Genomic DNA, 20,926 nt, shown 5'->3' on the forward strand with positions numbered 1-20,926 from the left:
TTGACGCGCCTCCCCGCCCGGTTACGCCACGGCGATCGGCCGGAGCGGCGACCCTGTGCCGCCGCGGATGGTCAGCGGAAGGCCCACGAAGAGGAAGCTGGAGACCGCGTCGGCCGCCAGGCCCTCGCAGTTGACCCACTCCATGATGTGGATGCCCTGCTCATGGAGCAGGTACAGATGCACCGGGAGCTGGTTCCCGGGCACCGTCGACGGCCTCACTTCGAAGGACATGGTGTCCGCGCCCACATAACCGGCGCCCTGCGACACGAGCCACTGCGCTCCGTCCAGTGCCACACCACTGCCGTCGCCGTGCTTGCGGACCAGGTCGATGTCGGGCCAGAACTTCATCTGCCCCGTCCGCACCAGCACGATGTCCCCGGCCTGGATCGTCACCTCGGCAGCGTCCGCGGCCTGCCGCAGATGCTGCTCACCGATCGCGAAGTGGGGCGGCAGGACATCGAGGCCGAGCGCTCGGGGGACGTCCAGCAGAACGCCTCTTCCGATGATGGGAGCCAACTCGGAGGCGTCCCCGCGTTCGGCGCCGTAGTCGCCCAGCGCCTCATTCGCCGACACACCCCCGTGCCATTCGTCGTTCTCCCCGCACGTCACATGGCAGAGCGCGTCGATATGGGTCCCGGTGTGCAGGCTGCCCGACATGAGCTCGGACACATAGCCCATCTGGACCTGGTTCTCATCGGGATTGTCGAACGGGAACCGCTGCGATGCCCGCTGGCCCTGCGGCGAGCTGTAGGTGAGGACCTCGAAACGCGGATAGCCGTCAAAGGTGGGCATGTGCCGCCACCAGCCCGAGGACAGGTCGTACACCGCGCCTCTGGTGGGAACGCCGAGATTGCGGAGAAGGTCGTCTGCCTGGTGGTGCGGCCCGGTCTGCGAGTTCATGAGGACGTCCCTTTCGCGAGTGCTGGTTCATCCGCGGCATCGCGACGTGGCCGGCCGCACACCGATCGGCTCCGCCGCCGATCCCGCTGTCCGCGCCGGAGCCACGACACAACTGCGCTCCGCGTATCCCGTTCTGCTCAGCTTCAGTTCAGTGTACTCATTACTCGAACAAGGTCTAGCCCGGCAGTGGATCGGACGTAAGTTGCCTAGCCCGGGAGCGCGGCGGGAGCGCCGCCCCTCCCCTTCGCCGATAAAGAGTGCACTTTTTATACGGCGAGGGGCTCCGGGCGGTTCCGGGGGGACTTGTGGTTACGACTCGTTCTTCAGGAGCTCCGCCACGGCTTGCAAGTGCCGCCGCATCCGGTGTTGCGCGAGCGGAGCGTCGCCCGCCACGATCGCCGCGACCATCGCCCGGTGCGCCTGGTGGGACTTGACCGCGGCATCGCGGCTGCCCTCGTCCGGCTGGTCGCCGGACTCCCATTCGTCCTGCACCATGTCCTGGTCGAGCTGGGCCAGCACCTCGACGAAGAGGGTGATCGCCGGATTGCCCGCCAACTCGGCGATCACACTGTGGAGGTTCCGCGCGTGCCCGAGTGTCACACCGCGGTCGATCAGCTCCTGCTCGGTCGCCAGCGCGTCCGTCAGGCGGGCGATTCCGGACTCTGTCAGGTTCTCGATCGCCGTGGTGACACCTGCGAGTTCGAGGGCCATCCGCGCCTCGAACAGCTGGCGCCGGCTGACGGCCGCATGCCGGAGATAGACCCGCGCGGCATCGCGGACGATGCCGGGATCCGGTTCGGTGACGACGAGGCCACCACCCGGACCACGACGCATACGCGCCATCTGGTGATGCTCGATGAGCCGCACGGCTTCGCGGAACACGGCACGGCTCACGCCGTAGCGTTCGATCAGTTCCCGTTCGGATCCGAGGACCGACCCGGTGCGCCAGCCCTCCTTCACGATGTCCTTCTCGATCAGCCCCGCCACAGTCTCGGCGAGTCGCCGGCTCCCGCGCCCGGCAGGTGCAGCGTCGCTCTTCGGGTCACCCGTCATGGAGAAGATCTGCCCTGTCTGAGAATCATTGCCTTGGCAACACCGCAGTGCATAGAGAGCACTCTTTCTGCGGCCCATTATAGTTGACCTGGGACAAAGCCCGCGTGGATCTGCGGGATGTGACCAAATAAGGCCCCTCATCCTCACCGGGCTCATCTGTAGGCAACTCAGTGGTTCAGTGTGCGGCGGCGTCCGCGGGCAGCGGCTGTTCGCACCAGATCGTTTTCCCTTCGTGGGAGTGGCGGGTGCCCCAGCGCCGAGTGAGCTGAGCGACCAGGAGCAGACCGCGGCCCCCCTCGTCGGAGAGCAGGGCCCGTCGCATATGGGGGGTGGTGCTGCTGCTGTCGGACACTTCACAGATGAGCGACTGGTCCCGGATCAGCCGGAGTTCGATGGGCACCCGACCGTAACGGATGGCGTTGGTGACCAGTTCACTGACGACCAGTTCGATGACGAAGGCCTCATCGTCCAGTCCCCACTCGTTCAGCTGACGGCTGGCCCAGGAACGGGCCGAGGTCACGAACGCGGGGTCGGCCGGCACCGGAAGTACCGCGACACGGTCCGCGGCGAGGGCTCGCGTCCGGGCGATCAGGAGGGCTACGTCGTCGGCCGGGCGGGCCGGGAGCAGGCCCTTGAGCACGCTGTCGCACAACTCGTCCAGCGACGGCGTGCGTTGGGCGAGCACGCGGCCCAGCAGGCGGAGCCCGTCGTCGGTGCCGTTCTCGTGGGAGTTGATCAGGCCGTCCGAGAAGAGAGCCAGCAGGCTGCCTTCGGCGAGGTCGACCTCGGCGGATTCGAAGGGCTGGCTGCCGAGTCCCAGTGCGGCTCCCAGGGGCAGTTCGAGGTATTCCACCGTGCCGTCGGGCGCGATCACGGCCGGCGGAGGGTGCCCGGCGCGGGCGATGCAGCAGGTGTGGGAGACGGGATCGTAGACGGCGTAGACACAGGTGGCCGCGAGCCCGGCGGCAGCGTCGGGGGTGCGGCCCTCGGTGGCGAGGCGGGTGACCACGTCGTCCAGGTGGGTGAGCAGTTCGTCCGGGGGCAGGTCGACGTCGGCGAGGGTGCGTACCGCGGTGCGGAGGCGGCCCATGGTGGCGGCCGCGGCGATGCCGTGGCCCACGACGTCGCCGACGACCAGGGCGACGCGGGCGCCGGACAGCGGGATGACGTCGAACCAGTCGCCGCCGACGCCGGACTGGCTGCCTGCGGGGAGGTAGCGCCAGGCCGTGTCGACCGCGGTCTGCGGGGGCAGCCGGTGCGGGAGAAGGCTTCGCTGGAGTGTGAGGGCGGCGGCGCGCTCACGCTGGAAGCGCCGTGCGTTGTCCAGGCAGACGGCGGCCCGCGCCACGAGTTCTTCCGCCAGGCGGCGGTCGTCGTCCGTGAAGGGTTCTCCGGAGCGCCGGAGCAGGACGGTGACGCCGAGGACGGTCCCCCGCGCACGCACGGGGACGACCATGACCGACTGGAAGCGGTGCCGGCGGAAGCTGTCGGCACGCACCGGGTCCTGCGCCAGCCATGAGACGGCGGCGCGGTCCGTCATCCGGTGGATGACGGACTCTCCGGTGGCCATACAGCGGACGGGTGGTGAGTCCGCCGGGTAGAAGCCCACGTCTCCCACCTGGTGCAGCGCTTCCGGGGATCCCTCGTGTACGGACCGGTTCGCGGCCCGGCGCAATTCCACCCCGGCGGTGAAAGGCGTGGGTTCCTCGCCCTGGAGCAGGGTCTCCAGCAGGTCGACGTTGGCCCAGTCGGCGATCCCGGGGACTGCGACGTCGGCCAGTTCCTGAGCCGTGCGCATGACGTCCAGGGTGCTGCCGATGCGGGTACTGGCCTGATTGAGCAGGGCCCATGCCTGACGGGCCCGGTGCTGCTCGGTGATGTCGGTGGCTGTCGCACAGATGCCGAGAACGGCTCCGTGCCGGTCATGGAGGGGGAAGGCGGAGGCGGTGTAGATGCGGTCCTGGCCGGGGTGGGCGGGCACGTGAGCGTGGAGCTCGGTGTCAGGGACCGGTTCACCGGTCTCGATCGCCCGGCGCAGGCGGTTCTCCCAGTCCTGTACGTCGGGGCCGGAGAACGACTCGGAGGGGCGTTTGCCCCGCCGGTCACCCTCCGGCTCTCCGGTCAGACGGGACATGGCGGCGTTCTGCTGCCTGCACCGCAGGTCCCGGCCGTAGACCGTCAGCGCGAACGGTGATCCCGCGAACACCCAGTCGAGCAGGGGCCGTTCCTCCTCCGCGGGGTGCGGCGGCCCGGGGAGGGCCAGCAGCAGGACCCACTGCCGGCGTGCGCCGTGGCCGGCGAACCGGTGGCCGGAGGCGGTCAGGGTCAGCGGGCCGCCGCCCTGCCGCTGCGCCGTGATCTCACCCGCCCAGTCGTTGCGGTCCGCGGGGAATGTCCAGAAGCGGGGAGCCGTGGCCGGATCGAGGAAGCGCGCCATCGGCCCTCCGACGGCCTCGGTGTCGGCGTAACCGAGCAGATGCCGGGCAGCCGGGCTCCATCCCGTGACGACACCCTGTTCGTCAACCGTGATCACGGCCCACTGGGACGGGTGTCCTCCGGCCTGTCCCTGCTCCGGAACGGCGTCGTCGATGTTCATACGCCCCGTCTCATGGCTGGAGGCTGCCGACGGCATCGGATGGCTCCCCTGCGCCTGCCGTGTCCAGGATGCGCCGCCGCAGGGTCCGCTTCAACTCCGCGGCTTCGTGTACCGGCCACCCTCTCGGGGCATGGGCTCTCAGCAGACGCGCGAATCGAGGATCCGGCGGATCGCCTCGACCGGGTACGGAATCTCCCGGCTCTCGTCCTGAAGCCTGCCGTAGAAGTCCGTCACGACCGCCGACAGCGGCGCATGGCGGGTGAGGACCGCCGTCACCTCTGACGGGCCCGCCGGGGGACGTTCCCCTGCGGCGCACGCGCGTATCATGGCCTCCCGCTCCGGCCGCGCGCACCCGTACACGCCACTGACCAGCCAGTTCACCAGGTAACTGAGGGTGTAGGCGCGGTCGTACGTCCGGTGCCTGTCGAAGAAGTCCGCCTCGCCGGGCGACAGGTCGAACCGGGACGAGAGAGCCAGGCCGTAATCCGCGAAGTAGAGGCGACGGCCGTCGGTCAGGATGTTCTCGAAGTGGGCATCGAAGTGCAGGAGCCCGCGGTCGTTCATGAAGGAGGTGCCGGCCACCAGTTCCTTCTCGACCAGGGAACAGGCCCGGCCGGCGGTCTCGTCACCGGCCCGCACCTGCTCGGAGAGCCACGCGTGCAGCGTCTGTGGGATGTACTCCAGAAACAGCAGCAGGCTCGCCGGGGCCTGCTCAAGGGCCTCGATACGGGCGCGCACCTCCGGCCCGCCTCCCCAATAGGCCACGGCCCGCTCCACGTCGGCGAGTTCCTCCGGAAGGGCCGGGGCCGCGCCCGGCAGTACGCGCCAGTGATACATCAGCGGGAAGCCCTGGTACTGCCCTGCGAGCACCCAGTTGGTGGTCATGGTGTGAGCGGCGAGCTCGCGCCAGGCCCCGAAGCCCGGCCCACCGATGCCGTACTGGCAGAAGGCAGGCAGGCCGAAGATGTTCGCCGTGGAGCGGACGTGATCCGGACGGAGTTCCCGCTCGGTCAGTGGCACCCGCTTCACGAAGACCGGTGTACCGGCGACTTCCAGCAGTGCCGAGCTTCCGCCGATGCCGGAGCCGAGCGGTGCGGCGGCGGCCACGAGTTTGCTCAGTCGCCGGTCACTGTGCAGGGCCAGGGACGTGGAAACGGTGCTGTACCCGGCCGGACGGGCACCGGGCACCGTGCAGGGTTCCGTGCCCCTCACCACTGGGTCACCATCTCCACCGTGATCGCCTCCATGGCCTCGGCCGCCACCTTGTTGACCTCCGCCGCGGTGGCTCCGCGGAGCATGATCTGTCCGATGCGGCCCATGTTGTCGTACGGGCCGCCCACTTCGTCACCCGGCATCTTCGACATGGCCGTCGCGATCACGTGGTCGCCGCAGGGGAGCGCGCTGGTCCACCGGAGAACTCCGGCCCCCGGAGCGGTGATGAACCGGATGGCGGCGGCCGCGCCGCGCCGAGGTGCGACGTCCGGCCGCAGGCCCAGCACCGTCTGGAGGCAGGCACGCGCCTCGTCGATGCCGAGCGCTTCCCTGACCAGCCTCATGATGTGGTCACCCGGCGGCCGCGCGCCCACCTCGATGACCTTGGGCGCTCCCCCGCTGCTGACCTTCACCTCGGTGTGGGCGACGCCGTTGCGGAGCCCCAGCGCCCTGATCGCGGCGGTGGCCGCCGCGTACAGCGCCGCGCCGACGGCGGGTGCGGTGTCCGCGGGCACGGTGTGGCCCAGTTCGGCGCGGCTCGTCCCTCCGGTGGTGAGCTTCTCGGTGATCGTCAGATGGTGGATCTCGCCGTCGAAGATGACGGACTCGACGCTGAACTCGTCGCCGTCCACGTGCTCCTGGGCCAGCAGCGTGATGTCGAGGGCCAGACCGTGCGAGGTCTTGTGGGTCTGCGACTGGGCCAGCCGGGCGGCTTCGGGGAGTTCCGCGGGCGAGCGTACGACCGAGACTCCGATGGATGCCGCGTTCTCCGCCGGTTTGACGACGAGGGGGAAGCCGAGTCCGCTCTCCGCCACGCGCCTGGTCAGTTCCCCGGGGTCCCGGGCCACGACGGTGCGCGGGGCGGGAACCCCGTGGGCGGCGAACACCTCGGCCATGAGGCGCTTGTTGCGGCAGGCGTCGGCGAGTTCCGGGCGATGGCCGGGGAGCCCCAGCCGGTCCGCGAGGCGGGTGGCCAGCGGCGAGAGGAACTCCCAGCAGGCCACGATCCCGTCGATACCCGTCTCCCGGCAGAAACGGGCGAGGTCGTCGAGAGCGGTCTGCGGATCGGCGAAGTCGGTGAAGACGGTGCCGCTGATCTTCGCCTTCAACTCGGGCCGGTAGGAACGGAACACGTCCTCGTGGGTGGCGACATGCGCCTCGACGCCGAGCTCCGCCGCCGCGGTCAGTATGTCCTCGCCCGCGGATACGTCGGCCTCTATCAGCAGCACCTTCTGCACGGTGGGGTCCCCTTCGAGGAGGTCGGTGAGGTGAGTGCTCACTGCGCCGTTCTGCGGCGCAGGACCGGAGCGAGCGAGAGCTGGCCCGCCGCCGCGACAAGGCACAGGCACGCGCTGGTCAGCCAGAGCGTCGTCGGGCCGACGAGCAGCAGCCGGGTGCCCGCGACCGGCGCCAGCAGGAAGCCCGTACCCCAGGCCATCCCGATCAACCCGTTGTATCTCCCACGGAGATGAGGCGGTGCCAGGTCGGCGACGACGGACGCGGTCATCGCGAAGACCAGGATCTCCCCCAGCGTCCACACCCCGATGGCGAGCCCGTACAGGGGGGTCGTGGAGGCGAACACCATCACGGTCGTACCGACGGCGGCGACGCCGAAGCCGGTGGCGAGCACCCGGCTCTTGTCGAAGGCCCCGAGCCGGTGGCCGATCAGGGGTTGCGCGGCGATGACCACCAGCCCGTTGACCGCCATGACCGTGCCGTACGCGGTACTGGACAGGCCCTCGCCCCGCATCGCCAGGGGCAGCGTGGCGAAAGCCTGCTGGAAGACGGTCGCGTAGACCACGATGATGCCGGCGAAGGCCAGCATCGTGCGGTCGCGCACGGGGGTGAGGAATCCGCCGGGGCTGTGCTCGCCGGCGGGTGGCTGGGTCTCGGGGACGGCGAGCCACACCAGTGCGGCGAAGACCGAGCAGGCTCCGGCGTCCAGCCAGAAGATCAACTGGTAGCCGTGGGAGGCGAGGTAGCCGCCCAGCACCATCGCCATCGAGAACCCGAGATTGACCGACCACAGCAGCAGACCGAAGGCACGGGTGCGGTCGGCGGTGGGGACGGTGTCCGCGACGAGGGCCTGGGCGGCGGGGCGGAAGAAGTCGATGGTGATGCCGAGTACGAAGCAGGCCGGGACGAGCACGCCGAGGCTGTGGGCGTGCCCGAGCGTCAGGAGCGTCGCGCCGTTCGCCAGCATGCCGCCGCTCAGGGCCACCCGGCGGCCGAAGCGGTCGGCGATGAACCCGCCGAGCGGCTGCGAGATGACCGACCCCAGGCCGGCCGTGGCGAGAATGAGCCCGGTGGTGCCGATCGGGACGCCCCGGATCCCGGTCAGATAGAGGCTGAGGAACGGATTGACCATGGAGCCGAGCCGGTTGACCAGGGTCCCGCCCCACAGCACCCAGAAAGCCCCGGGCAGCCCGCCCGCGCGGACCCGCACGAAGGTGCGCAGCCGGCTCTCCGATTGCTCGGCGGGGCGGGTCGCTGGCATGTCGGTTCTGCTCAAAGCTCTCTCCTACGGGGCGGGTTCGGTGCCGGATCACCGCGGACCGGGCGGACTCAGCGACCGCACCCGCGCAGAACGGCCGGGGCCCGGACGGGAATCCCGGGCGGCCGTCCTGTGGAATCCGGCGCCCCTGCTGAATCCGGTGAGCCCGGTGAGCCCTTTACGGAGCCGCCACCGGATTCCGGTACGGCACCGACACCCGCTGCCAGCGCCGCGCGGTCGACCTTGCCGTTCGCCGTCGTGGGCAGCGTGTCCACCAGGTGGAACTCCTGCGGGACCATGTACGGGGGCAGCGTCCGCGCGCAGAAGTCCCGCAGGGCGCCCGCGTCCCACGCGTTCGCCTCGCCGTGGGGCCCGTCAGTGCCGGTCCGGCGCGTGGCCGGCACGGTGAACGCCGTCAGATGCTGCCCGCCGTCCGGCCCCGGAAGCGCCAGGACGGCGGCCGCCGTGACACCCGGGTACGCCTGCAACTGCTGCTCCACCTCGCCCAGTTCGACCCTGTTGCCGTTGATCTGCACCTGGGAGTCGGCCCGGCCGCAGAAGTAGAACTCCCCGTCCTTGCCCCGTACGCCCAGATCCCCGGTGCGCAGGACCAGCTGGCCCGACTGCGGGGACAGCGGATCGGGCACCAGCGCGGCCCGGGTGGCCACCGGGTCGTCCCAGTACCCCGTGAACAGCGCGGGGCTGCGCAGATGGAGTTCGCCGGGTACGCCGGGCTCCTCGACGATCTCGCCCGTGCCGTCGACGAGAAGCAGCTCCGCGCCGGGATGGGCGATGCCGATGGAGAGCTGATCCGCCGTCTCGGGGAGCGGGCGGGGCACCGGCTCGAACGAGCAGGCCATCGACTCGGTGCTGCCGTAGCAGTTGGTGAACTCCGCCCGTGGCAGGAGTTCCTGGAGCCGGCGCAGCTCGGCCGGTGGGAACACCTCGCCGCAGAAGAGGACGCGGCGCAGCCCCTGGAGCGCGGCCAGCCGCGCGGGCTCGTACCGCAGCGCCTGGCGCCAGATCGACGGTACGCCGTTGACCTGGGTCGCCCCCGTCTCCCGGAGCACCCGCAGGAAGTGCCTCGGCCAGCGCACCAGTCGCGGCGGGACGGGGACGACCGATGCTCCGCTGCCCAGCGCCAGGCCGATGTTGAGCAGCGAGAAGTCGAACTGGAGGGGCGAGGTGCTGGCGATCCGGTCGTCGGGGGTGGCGAGGCGGTGGCCCAGCATGCCCCGGTAGAAGGCGACCACGGCCCGGTGGCTCATCACGACGCCCTTGGGCCGCCCCGTGGTACCGGACGTGAAGATGATGTAGGCGGGGTCGGTGACACAGGGGGTACGCCGCCGGGGGGTACGCCAGTCCGGCATCCGCTCCACGGCCAGCCCTCCGGGCCCGAACCTGGCCGCCCCGACCTCGTGGGGGATGTCCGCACGTTCGCCGTCCGCCGCCTGGAGGTGGAGGGCGGGCCGCGCGGTCGCGATGATGGACAGCAGCCGCCGGCCCGACATTTCGGGGCTCACCGGGATGAAGGTGAGGCCGGCCCGTGAGCAGGCCAGGAACATCGCGACGGACAGCGCGGTCGTCTCGGCCTCCAGAATCACCCGGGCGCCGGTCTCGATGCCCAGTTCCTCCAGCGCCGCGGTGTAGGTGTGCACCAGGGAGCCGAGTTCGCCGTAGGTCGTCACGGTGGTCTGCCCGGGCCGGGGGGACTCCACCACGGCGGGGCGGTCCGGGGTCGTCCCCACCGCACGAAGCAGGAAGTCGTGCAGGAACTCCCCGGCGTCACCGGCCTGGTGGTACGGCTGTTGCGTCACGTTGCTGAGGCCCCTCGTCTGGTGCGGGAACGATGGTCCGGGGGCGGGCCGGCCCTTCCGCCTCTCCGGCAGGTCGACCGGGTGCGGGAGCGTGCCGCGCGGGACCCGGCCGACGGCTACCGTCGCGCTCTTCTCGTATCCGACTCTGCATATTTCGCATCGCGGAAACCTACTTCCGAAGGGCGGGCCCAGACTCTCACGGAGACGCCAGGGATGGCATGTGATGTGGCTCACTCCGCGACCGGTACAGGGGCGCGCCACGCGCGGGAGTGCGAGTGCGGTCAATTTTCACGAAGTCCCAACTCCCTTTCTCCAGACCGGTGTTGCGTGGTGATGAGCGGTGAGCGAAGGGGCGGCGGGGGGCCGTTCAACCTGGACAGGCTTCAACAGTGTGTGGCAGCGTCAGCGGTACGTGGAAAATTGATTTCACGATGCGAAAGTCTTGGCTCATGTCTATGGAGGGGGTGGATGTCTGTGGCGGGACCGCTTTCGCTGGGCCAGCTCTCGGTCTGGCACGACATCCGGGATCTGCCGAGCACCCGGTGGCACGAGGCGAACAACGCCGCGCTCTGGGCGCTCCCCCACGGCGTCGGCACGGAGGAGGTGCGCACGGCCCTGCGGGCCGTTGTCGCCCGCCATCCGTCGCTGAGGACGCGCTACGACCTCCAGGATCCCGGCTCACCAGGTCAGTTGACGCCCGACGATGACTTCTCCGACTCGCTGCTGGTGGTCGAGACGGGTGGCACTCCACCCGGGGACTTCGTCACGGGCCCGGCCTCCCTGCGCTTCCGCCTCGGCGATGAACACGGCTGGCGGGCCGCCCTGTTGACCCGGGCGGGGACCGCCTCCCACCTGCTGTTCGTCAAACACCACATCGCCGCTGACGCCTGGGCCGAGGAAGTGCTGCACCAGGAGTTCACCGGGGCGCTCACCGACCCGTCCGGAGCCGGACCTGTCCCCGCACCCGGCCCCGCCGAGCTGGCCGCCGACCAGTTCACCCCCGCGGGCCTGCGCCGGCAGAGCGCCGCACTCGACCACTGGGACCGGCTTCTCGACCGGGCACCGCCCGTCGCCCTGCCGGCCACGGCCGGTGCCGGTGCCGGTGCCGTCCAGGCCACCCTGCGTTCCGGACCCGCCCGCGCCGCCGCCCGTACGGTCGCGGCTGCGGCGGAGGTGTCCCCCTCCAGCGTCGTCCTCGCCGCCTACGCCCGCAGCGTGGCCCGGATCTGCGGCACCGACGCCCTGCTGGTGCAGCTGATGAGCGCCAACCGCTTCTCCGCCCGCTGGAAGAACGTGGTCACCTCGATGAACCAGTGGGTGCCCGCCCTGATCGAGGGCGCCCGCGAGGACGACCTGCGCAAGCTGGCGTCCGCCACGCACTGGAGCAGCCTCGGTGCCTTCCGCCACGGTGCGCACGACGTCACCGCGGTGGCCGCGCTGCTCGCCGGCAGGCCGGGGGCGCCCGAACCCGCCTGTGCCTTCAACTACGTGACCCTGCCGGAGCGGCAGCCTCCCGATTCCGGGGAACCGGCACCCGTTGACGAGCCCGCCATCACCTGGGAGGAGCCCTTCACCTCGATCGGCCCGCGTTGTTACGCCCGCGTCCAGGAGAGCGCGTCCGGTCTGTCGGTGCGGCTCACCGCCAAGGACATCGGCCGCGAGCAGTGTGCGGAACTGCTGTGGGACATGCACCACACGCTCCTGTCCGCCGCCGGAGAGTGCTGACCGGCCCACGGTCAGCACCGCGAAACCGCCGTCCGGCACGGAACGCCCGGCGCACCCGGGCGCGCCACCGCCGTCGGCCCGCACCGGCGGGGCGCCCGCCCCCACCCCGACACGCGCCGGACGGCCCGCCGCCCCGGTACCGCCCTCCCCGCCCCGCCCGTGCTCGTTCCTGCCCCAGGAGGCATCTCAGTGCCCGAACACGTGATGGTCATCCACCGCTGGACCGACCGGTATGCCGACTACGCCGCGTATCTGGACCACGCCGTCCACCGCGTCAGCTATGTCACCACCGAACGGGCCGCCCGCCATCTGCCGCACGAACAGGCCGCGGGCGTACGGCTCGTGGACAGCACGGAGAACGTCAAACAGGTCCGTGACGCGATCGGCTCACTGGCCGAGCAGACCGGGCCGCCGACCCGCATCGTGGCGCTCCAGGAGACCGATCTCGACCTGGCCGCCGATCTGCGCGGCGAGTTCGGCCTGCCCGGACAGCGCAGCGAGGACCTGGAACCCCTGCGGGACAAACTGCTGATGGCCCAGCGGCTCACGGCCGCGGGCGTCCCCGTCCCCGCGACGGCCGACGCGCCGGACCACGCCGCGGTCGGGTCCTTCGCCGCCCGGCACGGCTGGCCGGTGCTGGTCAAACCGCGGCGGGGCACGGCCAGTAACGGAATCCGCCGGCTCGACTCCCCCGACGCGCTCCGGGCGTACGCGTTCCCGCGCGACACCGAGATGCTCGTACAGCCGTGGCTGCCCGACGAGGTGCTGCACGTCGACGGCGTGTACACGGGGGACGCAGGGGACGGCCTCGGCGCGTGGCGGGCGTCCCGCTATCTGAGCACCTGTCTGGAGTTCACCGCAGGCGCCGCACTCGGCTCCGTCGAGATCGACGACCCCGTACTCCTCGGCCGGATCGGAGAGATCGCCGCGGCGACGGCCGGTGCCCTCTTCGCCGGGCCCGCGGTCTTCCATCTGGAGCTCTTCGAGAGCGGGAGCGGCGCACTGACCGTCCTGGAGATCGGGGCGAGGCCGGGCGGCGCCGAAGTGCCCTTCATCTGGCGTGAGGTGCACGGTATCGACCTGATGGCGGTGGCCGTCGCCCAGCAGACGGGCATCGGGAACGCATCCGCGCCCGCCTTCGAAGGACCCGCCGATGTGGCGGGCTGGCTGCTGGTGCCGCCCTCGGTGCCGATGCCCTGCCGGGTCCTCTCGGCGACCGGGCCCCGGGCCTCCGACGCGGCGCCCGGACCGTACGCCGAAGTACGCCCGCACGACGGGGCGTTGCTGAGCGAGAGCGGGTACGAGAACGCCGGCATCCGGTTCCGGTTCCGCGGGCGGGACAGCGCCGGGGTCACGGAGGCCGTCCGCCGCACGATCCGGGAAGCCTCGCTGGTGTGCGCCCCCGTCGACGTCCGGCGGCCCGGCCGGCTCGCCGTCGTGGGCTGCGGCAATCCGCCCTACCGCTCGTACGCGCTGAGCGCCGTCGCCGCAGGGGTCGAGGCCGCCCTCGTCCAGAGCACCGCCGTCGACTGGCAACGCCCTTATGTGGGCGACCGGTTCCGGACCGCGGACACCTCCGATGCCACGGCCACCGCGCGGGCCGTGGCGGAACTGCTGGACGGCCATGAAGGACCCGGCGCCGTACTGACCTGGGACGAGACCCTCCTGGAGACCACCGCCGAGGTCGCCCGGCTGCTGCGGCTGCCGCATATGAGCCCCGAGGCGGCCCGGCGCTGCCGCGACAAGCTGGCCACCCGGCGGCTGCTCGGCGCGGCCGGGGTCCCCTCTGCCGCGTACCGCCATGTGCACAGCCGGGCGGAGGCTGCGGAGGCCGCCGAGGCGCTCGGCTGGCCGGTCGTGGTCAAACCGCGCGGGCTTGCCGGCAGCATCGGGGTCAGCCTCGTGGAAGGCCCCGAACAGCTCGCCCGCGCCTTCGAGCAGGCGCGCACCTCCTCGTTCCCCGGGATCAGCGCCCTGGACGGCGCGATCGTCGAGGAGTATCTGGAGGGCCCGGAGATCAGTGTGGACTGCGCGGTCTCCGACGGGGCGGTCCGCATCGTCAACGTCGCGCACAAGCAGCTCGGATTCGCCCCGTACTTCGAGGAGACCGGCCACCGGGTCGCCCCCTGGCGCGACGAGCCCTGGGCCGACGAGGTGCGGTCCGTGGTGGCGCGGGCCCATACGGTCCTCGGTGTCCGCACCGGCCTGACCCACACCGAGCTGCGCCTCACCCGCACCGGGCCGCGCGTCGTGGAGGTGAACGGCCGGCTCGGCGGCGACTTCATCCCGCTGCTCGGCACGCTCGCCACCGGCGTCTGCCCGGTCACGGCCGCCGTGGACATCGCGCTCGGCCGCACCCCCGACCTCACCCAAACCCGGGACCGCTGCGCCGAGGTCCGCTTCGTCTACCCCGAGCACGACTGCACTGTGGACTCCCTCGATCTGACCGCCGCCGCTGCCGAACCCGGCATCGTCGAAGCGGTCCCGCTCGTCGCCCCGGGCAGCGAACTGCTGCTGCCCCCACGCGGCATCGTGCCCCGCCTCGCCGCGCTGATCGCCGTCGGCGACAGCCCGGACGAGTGCGCGGCCGCGCTCGGCCGCGCCCAGCGTGCCGTGCGGCACACCCTCACCCGACTTCCGTGACTGACCACAGCCAACGAGGAGAGACGCGCATGACGTGGATTCTTGGAGTCAACGCCCCTCCCGCCGGGTGGCACGACAGCGCCGCCTGCCTCATCGACGGGAACGGTGAGATCGTCGCCTTCTCCGAGGAGGAGCGGTGCAACCGGCGCCGGCACTCGCTCTACCGCAAACCGCTGGGCGCTGCCCGGTTCTGTCTGGAACAGGCCGGGATCTCCGCCGCCGACATCGATGTGGTCGCGCTCGGCTGGGACAGCGAGCAGCTGTACCCGCGCCGGTTCGCGACCGACGCGGAGTTCCTGGCGTACGCCGTCGGCCTGGACTTCGGCGAGCGCACGCCCGAGGTCGTCCGCGTACCCCACCACCAGGCGCACGCCGCCTCGTCGTTCTACGCATCGCCCTTCTCCAGGGCCGGGGTCCTGGTAGTCGACGGGCACGGCGAGAACGAGTCCTCCACCATCTGGACGTACGAGGACGGCGCCGAACCGCGCCTGGAGCGGACCTGGCAGCGCACCGCGTCGCTGGGGTACGCCTACGACGCCGCGTCCACCTGGCTCGGCTTCTCCTTCCTCAACGCGGGCAAGACCATGGGTCTCGCCGCGTACGGCCGCGCCGCCGGTCTTGACGTCGAGTCCCTGGTCGACATCCGGGCCGACGACTTCCGGCTGGCCGTCGAGCCGCTGGCGGAGAGCACCGGGCACGCCACCGCCGACGAGATCAAGGAGCAGTACGACACGACGGTCGCCCGGTGGCGGGAGCGCTACACCCGGATCGCGGGCGCCGCCGCGCCGAGCGCCCCCGAGGAGGCACTCACCGATGACCCCCGCGCGATTCTCGTGGCCTACACCGCACAGCGGCTCATCGAGGAGACCGTCAGTCATCTCGCGGCGCTGACCCGCAAGACGTCCGGTGTCGAACAGCTCTGCATGAGCGGCGGCGTGGCGCTGAACTGCAGCACCAACGGCACGCTGCCCGGACCGCTGTACGTCCCGCCGGTGCCGCACGACGCGGGCGTAGCGCTCGGAGCCGCCTGGACCGTACGGCCGCCGAAGCGGCGGGCCGGGGCGCTCAGCCCCTATCTGGGCACCGACATCCACGGCTACGACCACACCAACGGGCCCGGCAGGCCGGACACTTCGGGACTGCTCCGCAGCGATCTCGACACCGACGAGCTGACCGCACTGCTCATCGACGGCCAGGTCGGGGCGGTCGCCCAGGGCCGGGCGGAGGTCGGGCCGCGTGCGCTGTGCCGCCGGTCGATCATCGCCGTACCGGACACCGCGGCGGTGCACGCCCGGGTGAACTCCATCAAGAACCGCGAGCAGTGGCGCCCCTTCGCGGGGGTCACCCGGCCCGACTACGGCGCCCTGCTCTGGGAGCAGCAGGAGCATCTGAGCCGCTACATGCTCGGCGCGGCCAGGGCGACCGAACTCGGGCGCGGTGTCGCACCCGGTGTCGTGCACGTCGACGGCACCACCCGCCCGCAGGTACTGCACGGCGACGAGGCACCGGCGGTGGGGGCGGCCCTGGACGGCCTGCGGCGGGACGGTGTGCCACCGGTGCTGCTCAACACCTCCTTCAACGACAAGGGCGAACCCGTCGTCAACACCGCGGCCGACGCGGTGCGGGCGTTCCGCTCCATGGACCTCGACTTCCTGGTCCTGGGCGACGAGCTGTACCGCAAACCGAACCGGACAGGAGGCCCGAACTGATGCCGGCCGGACAGCGGGATCCCGACAGGTTCCGGGCGTTCGGGCCGCGCCACATCGACGACATCGCCCGGCGGTTCGGGCTGCCCGAACACATCACGGAGACCGTGCGCAGGGTGTCGCTCGTGCTGCCGTTCCGGGTCAACGAATATGTGCTGTCACACCTCATCGACTGGGACCGGGTCCCCGAAGACCCCATGTTCCAGCTGACGTTCCCGCAGAGCGGGATGCTGGCGCGCTCCGACGAGGACCAGCTCGCCAAGCTCTCCGGCGACCCGTCGGACAAGCTCCTGCTGCGCGAGGCCGTACGGGACATCCGCGAGCGGCTCAATCCGCATCCGTCCGGCCAGCAGCAGCTCAACGTGCCGAGCCAGGAGGGCGTCCAGCTCCCCGGGCTCCAGCACAAGTACCGCGAGACGGTGCTCTACTTCCCCGGCCAGGGGCAGACCTGCCACGCGTACTGCACGTACTGCTTCCGCTGGGCGCAGTTCATCGGCGACGCCGATCTGCGCTTCGCGGCCCCCGACCCGTCGGGGCTCGTCGAGTACCTGAGCGGCCATCCCGAGGTGCACGACGTCCTGGTCACGGGCGGCGACCCGATGGTGATGTCGACCGAGCGGCTGCGCGCCCACATCGAACCGCTGCTGGGCGTCGAGTCCGTCCGTACGGTCCGGATCGGCACCAAGTCCGTCGCCTACTGGCCGCATCGGTACGTCACCGACCCGGACGCCGACGAGGTGCTGCGGCTGTTCGAGTCCGTGGTGGCGTCCGGGCGGCAGCTCGCCGTGATGGCGCACTTCAGCCACCCGCGGGAGCTGGAGAGCGACCTCGCGCGCCGGGCCGTGGCCCGGATCAGGTCCACCGGCGCGGTCGTCTACTGCCAGGCCCCGCTGATCGGGCACGTCAACGACGACGCCCGGGTGTGGAGCGCGCTGTGGCGTGCGGAACTGGCAGCCGGGGCGGTGCCGTACTACCTGTTCGTGGAGCGGGACACCGGACCGTACGACTACTTCAAGGTGCCGCTCGCCAGGGCGGCGGACATCTTCACCGAGGCGTACCGCACGCTGCCGGGCCTGGCCCGCACGGTACGGGGGCCCGTCATGTCGGCGACGCCGGGCAAGGTCGTGGTCGACGGGGTGGAGGAGACAGCCGAGGGCGCGTTCTTCCGGCTGCGGATGCTCCAGGCTCGTGATCCCGCGCTGGTGGGCAGGCCGTTCCGGGCGCGTTACTCGCCGGACGCCGCCTGGCTCGACGAGCTGGAACTCGACCCCTCGACCCCCGCAGACATCGCGGCGGCCGTGCGCGGCGGCGCCCCGGGCGGTGCCGGAACGTCCGGCCCCGCGGGTGACGGCGCGCACGGGCTGCCGGAGAGGAACCGGACATGACCGCAGTGACGTTCGCACCGCCTTCCCCGAACCTGGCGCTGAACCAGCTGGTGGACCGGCGCAGGGCCCGGGGGGACTCCCTGATCCACCTCGCGTTCGGCGAGGCCAGACTGCCGGTGCTGCCGCAGCTCGCCGAACAGCTGGCCATCGGCGCGTCCCGCTCCGCGTACGGCCCGGTGGCGGGCGCCGAGGGCGTACGGGCGGCCGTCGCCGGGTACTTCGCACGCCGCGGGCTGCCGACCGACGCCGACCGGATCGTGGTCGGCCCCGGCAGCAAGCCGCTGCTGATGGCCGTACAGCTCGCCGTCCCCGGCGATGTGCTGCTGCCGCAGCCCGCCTGGAACACCTATGCGCCGCAGGCCGCGTACGCGGGCAAGCAGGTCTTCGGGGTGCCGATCCCACGGGAGTACGGCGGTATGCCGGAGCCCGGTGCGCTGCGCGAGACGATCCGGCGGGCCAGACGGACCGGCGGCGACCCCCGGCTGCTGGTGCTGACGCTGCCGGACAACCCGACCGGGACGCTCGCGCCGCCCGCCGCGGTCCGCGAGATCTGTGCGGTCGCGCAGGCCGAGGACCTGTTGATCGTCTCCGACGAGATCTACCGGGACATCGTCCACGACCCGCGGGCCACGCCCTTCCTGAGCCCGGCGGATGTGGCCCCGGAGCGCACCGTCGTCACCACCGGTCTCTCCAAGACGCTGGGGCTGGGCGGCTGGCGCATCGGCGCCGCGCGGTTCCCCGCGGGCGAGGCGGGTGAACTGCTGCGGGACTCCGTGGTCGCGGCGGCCAGCGAGCTGTGGTCGACGCTCGCGGGGCCGATGCAGCAGGTCGCGGAGTACGCGTTCGCGGAGCCCCCGGAGATCGTCGCCAGGAAGCGGGCGAGCGCCCGGCTGCACGGTGCGGTGGCGCGGGCGGTGCACCGGATCGCGGTCGAAGCGGGGGCCGAGTGCCGGCCGCCGGCCGGCGGGTTCTACGTCTATCCGGACTTCGAGCCGCTGCGCGACCGGCTGGCCGCGCGCGGCATCACGGACTCGGCGTCCCTCGCGGCACGGCTGCTCGACGATTCCGGGATCGTCGTCCTGGGCGGTCATCTGCTCGGTGACCGGCCGCACGCGCTGCGGTTCAAGGCGGCCACCAGCCTGCTGTACGGCGATGAGCGGCAGCAGGAAGAGGCCCTGCTGGCCGACGATCCGGCGCGCCTCCCGCACATCGCGGCCACGCTGTCCACCATCGCCGACGGGTTCGCCCGGCTCACCCGGCCGGACAGCGGCAGACCACGCCGAGCGGAGAGCGGCCCGGAACAGAGCTGAGCCCGGAACCGAACCGCACGTCCACGTAGATGCAGAAGCAGACGCAGACGCAGAAGGAGTCCCGTTGAAGGAGATCGCCCCCACCCGGGAGTCGTTCCAGGAGATCGCCGCCGCGGCGGACCGGCTGCTGGCCGGGCTGACCGGGCTCCGCGACCAGGACGTCCCGGAGCTGTCCCGGCTGCCCGGCTGGACCCGCGGCCATGTCCTGAGCCATCTGGCACGCCAGGCCCCCGCACTGGAACGGCTGCTGGAGTGGGCGCGGACCGGGGTGGAGACACCCCAGTACGCGAACCGCGGGGCCCGCGACACCGAGATCGAGGCGGGCGCAGGCCGTCCCGCCGCGGTCCAGCTGACCGACGTCCGGGAGAGCGCCGAGCACTTCCAGCACACGATCGAAACGCTGCCCGCCGCCGCGTGGCAGGCGACGGTCAGGCCCTTCACGGGGGAACTCTGCACCCCGCAGCGGATTCTGGTGATCCGGCTGCGCGAACTCGAACTGCACCATGTGGACCTGGACATCGGCTACGGATGGGACGACATCCCCGCGTCGGCGCGGCAGATCATCCTGGCCGACGTGCTCGGCTACTACGCGGAGGCCGACGGCGTACCGGACTTCACCCTGCGCGACACCGGAGGAGATGTCCTCGGCCGGTTCGGCACGGGCGGCCCGGACGTCACCGGCACGCCGGCGGACGCGCTCGCCTGGCTGGCGGGCCGGTCGGGCGGTACGGGCCTCACGTCGACAGCCGGGCTGCCCGTACTCCCGCCGTGGCTCTGACCGTTGGCGGCGGACGGGAAACAGGGCGCGGGCAGGCGCAGCAGAGACCGATGAGTCAAGGAATGTGAGCGGACATGGCGGACACGGACATACCGAGTACGGGCGCCCCGCGCCCCGGTGGGCCGGAACACTTCGACTTCGATTCGGTCCACACCGGCCTGCTGGACTGTGTGCAGGTCAATCTGGCCGTACTGGCGGACCACCACCACGGCGCCGGGACCCATCTGCGGGCGGGGGCGGCCCTCGACTTCCGCACCTGGAAGCGGCCCGACGGGCTGCCGACGGTGGAACCCCCGCCGGACGAGCAACTCAGCACGCTGCCCGGCCTGCTGGGACTGCGCGCGGAACGGCGTGAGCGGCTGTCCGGGTCCGAACTGCCGGCCGCCGTCGCCCGGCGCGGCTCCACCCACTATGTGATCGCGGACTCGTTCCGGCTGCCCTGGCTGCCGTACCACGGGCACGCGCACATGGAGCACAGCTTCCTGCTCACCGCCGGGCCGGACGGCTGGCACATCACGGATGCCTACCGCAGCGAGACGACCTGGGGGCCCGCGGTGCCCGGCCGCTGGGTCCTCTCCGACGCGGATCTGGCGGGCATCGGACCGGCCGACGCGGTCGGGATCGGCCCGGGAGACCTGCCGCCGCTCACCGCCCTGCCGCCCGTGCTGACCGCGGACGACGACGCGGTACGGGAGTACCTCGGCGCGTACGAGACCTGGCCGGACCGGGCGCGCGCCGTCGAGCAGCTCACGGTGGAGACCTGGCTGCTGGCCCGCAGCCGCCGGCTGCACGCGAAATACCGCGAGCTCTACTCCGGCCGGTCCTCCGCGAGCGAGGCCGAGGAGGCGCAGCTGCGCGCCTGGGACAAGGTCGTCGAGCAGACGTATCTCGCCCACCGCCGGGTCTCGCGGGGCAGGGCCGAACCGCCGCAGCTCGTGGAGCGCCTGCGCGAAGTACTCGCGGCCGACCTGGAGATCCACCTGGAACCGTCCGCGTCCCCCGCCCCGCCGGACGAGGCGCTGCGCCTGCGGGTGGCGGCCGTGGCCGGGGCCGTGCTCGGCGTCTCCGAGGCCGAACTGCTGGCGGGTGCCGCCTTCGACTCGTTCGCCTCGTTCGGCTCCTTCCGGCTGATCGAGATCATCGAGCGCCTTGAGGACGACCTCGGGACGGAGTTCGCCGCCGCCGACCTCGTACCGGAGAACCTCCGCCGGGTCGACGACCTGTGCCGTATCGCCCACTGACCATGCCCGCTCCTTGATCAGGCCTGATCCGAACGTAAGCCCCTTCGTCTCACCGTCCCACCCGAG

The 20,926-nt window shown here is 71.6% G+C and carries 14 protein-coding genes; 7 read left to right on the top strand and 7 right to left on the bottom strand.

Going from position 1 to position 20,926, the window contains the following annotated elements; translation table 11 throughout:
* Positions 1–21: 21 nt before the first annotated feature.
* The 7 genes from OHB13_RS04110 to OHB13_RS04140 form a co-directional block, all read right to left on the bottom strand.
* Positions 22–900, bottom strand: coding sequence for a cyclase family protein (locus OHB13_RS04110; protein WP_266859229.1), 879 nt, complete (start codon positions 898–900; stop codon positions 22–24).
* Between the two features lie 309 nt (positions 901–1,209).
* On the bottom strand, positions 1,210–1,953 hold the full coding sequence (locus OHB13_RS04115; RefSeq protein ID WP_266859228.1) for a FadR/GntR family transcriptional regulator: 744 nt from the start codon (positions 1,951–1,953) through the stop codon (positions 1,210–1,212).
* Positions 1,954–2,128: 175 nt separating this feature from the next.
* Positions 2,129–4,549 (bottom strand): SpoIIE family protein phosphatase, encoded by a 2,421-nt coding sequence (locus tag OHB13_RS04120; protein ID WP_328375718.1) that lies wholly within the window; start codon positions 4,547–4,549, stop codon positions 2,129–2,131.
* Positions 4,550–4,687: 138 nt separating this feature from the next.
* On the bottom strand, positions 4,688–5,761 hold the full coding sequence (locus tag OHB13_RS04125; RefSeq protein ID WP_328375719.1) for a protein kinase family protein: 1,074 nt from the start codon (positions 5,759–5,761) through the stop codon (positions 4,688–4,690).
* The gene (locus OHB13_RS04130) at positions 5,758–7,041 is read right to left on the bottom strand and encodes an ATP-grasp domain-containing protein (RefSeq protein WP_328375721.1); all 1,284 of its coding nucleotides are present in this window, start codon (positions 7,039–7,041) and stop codon (positions 5,758–5,760) included. Before OHB13_RS04130 ends, OHB13_RS04125 begins: the two co-directional genes overlap by 4 nt.
* A complete protein-coding gene (locus OHB13_RS04135) occupies positions 7,038–8,258 on the bottom strand; it encodes an MDR family MFS transporter (protein WP_328375723.1) in 1,221 nt (406 codons plus the stop codon). The genes OHB13_RS04130 and OHB13_RS04135 overlap by 4 nt, the downstream gene beginning before the upstream one ends.
* 68 nt (positions 8,259–8,326) lie before the next feature.
* Entirely contained in the window at positions 8,327–10,072 is a 1,746-nt protein-coding gene (locus tag OHB13_RS04140) for an AMP-binding protein (protein ID WP_328375726.1), read from the bottom strand.
* Between the two features lie 468 nt (positions 10,073–10,540).
* Between OHB13_RS04140 and OHB13_RS04145 the strand changes: the two genes are divergently transcribed.
* From OHB13_RS04145 to OHB13_RS04175, 7 genes are all read left to right on the top strand, one after another.
* On the top strand, positions 10,541–11,797 hold the full coding sequence (locus OHB13_RS04145; RefSeq protein WP_328375728.1) for a condensation domain-containing protein: 1,257 nt from the start codon (positions 10,541–10,543) through the stop codon (positions 11,795–11,797).
* A 189-nt stretch (positions 11,798–11,986) separates the two neighbouring features.
* A complete protein-coding gene (locus OHB13_RS04150) occupies positions 11,987–14,440 on the top strand; it encodes an ATP-grasp domain-containing protein (RefSeq protein WP_328375730.1) in 2,454 nt (817 codons plus the stop codon).
* Between the two features lie 29 nt (positions 14,441–14,469).
* Complete coding sequence (locus OHB13_RS04155; protein ID WP_328375732.1) at positions 14,470–16,149, top strand: carbamoyltransferase C-terminal domain-containing protein; 1,680 nt, start codon at positions 14,470–14,472, stop codon at positions 16,147–16,149.
* Positions 16,149–17,531 (top strand): KamA family radical SAM protein, encoded by a 1,383-nt coding sequence (locus OHB13_RS04160; protein ID WP_328375734.1) that lies wholly within the window; start codon positions 16,149–16,151, stop codon positions 17,529–17,531. The genes OHB13_RS04155 and OHB13_RS04160 overlap by 1 nt, the downstream gene beginning before the upstream one ends.
* On the top strand, positions 17,528–18,841 hold the full coding sequence (locus OHB13_RS04165) for a pyridoxal phosphate-dependent aminotransferase (protein ID WP_328375736.1): 1,314 nt from the start codon (positions 17,528–17,530) through the stop codon (positions 18,839–18,841). Before OHB13_RS04160 ends, OHB13_RS04165 begins: the two co-directional genes overlap by 4 nt.
* Positions 18,842–18,905: 64 nt before the next feature.
* Positions 18,906–19,619 (top strand): maleylpyruvate isomerase family mycothiol-dependent enzyme, encoded by a 714-nt coding sequence (locus OHB13_RS04170; RefSeq protein ID WP_328375738.1) that lies wholly within the window; start codon positions 18,906–18,908, stop codon positions 19,617–19,619.
* 74 nt (positions 19,620–19,693) lie between these two features.
* On the top strand, positions 19,694–20,860 hold the full coding sequence (locus OHB13_RS04175; RefSeq protein ID WP_328375740.1) for an acyl carrier protein: 1,167 nt from the start codon (positions 19,694–19,696) through the stop codon (positions 20,858–20,860).
* The last annotated feature ends 66 nt before the right edge of the window (positions 20,861–20,926 follow it).

The organism is Streptomyces sp. NBC_00440 (genome assembly GCF_036014215.1).
In the GTDB taxonomy this organism is placed as follows: Bacteria; Actinomycetota; Actinomycetes; order Streptomycetales; family Streptomycetaceae; genus Streptomyces.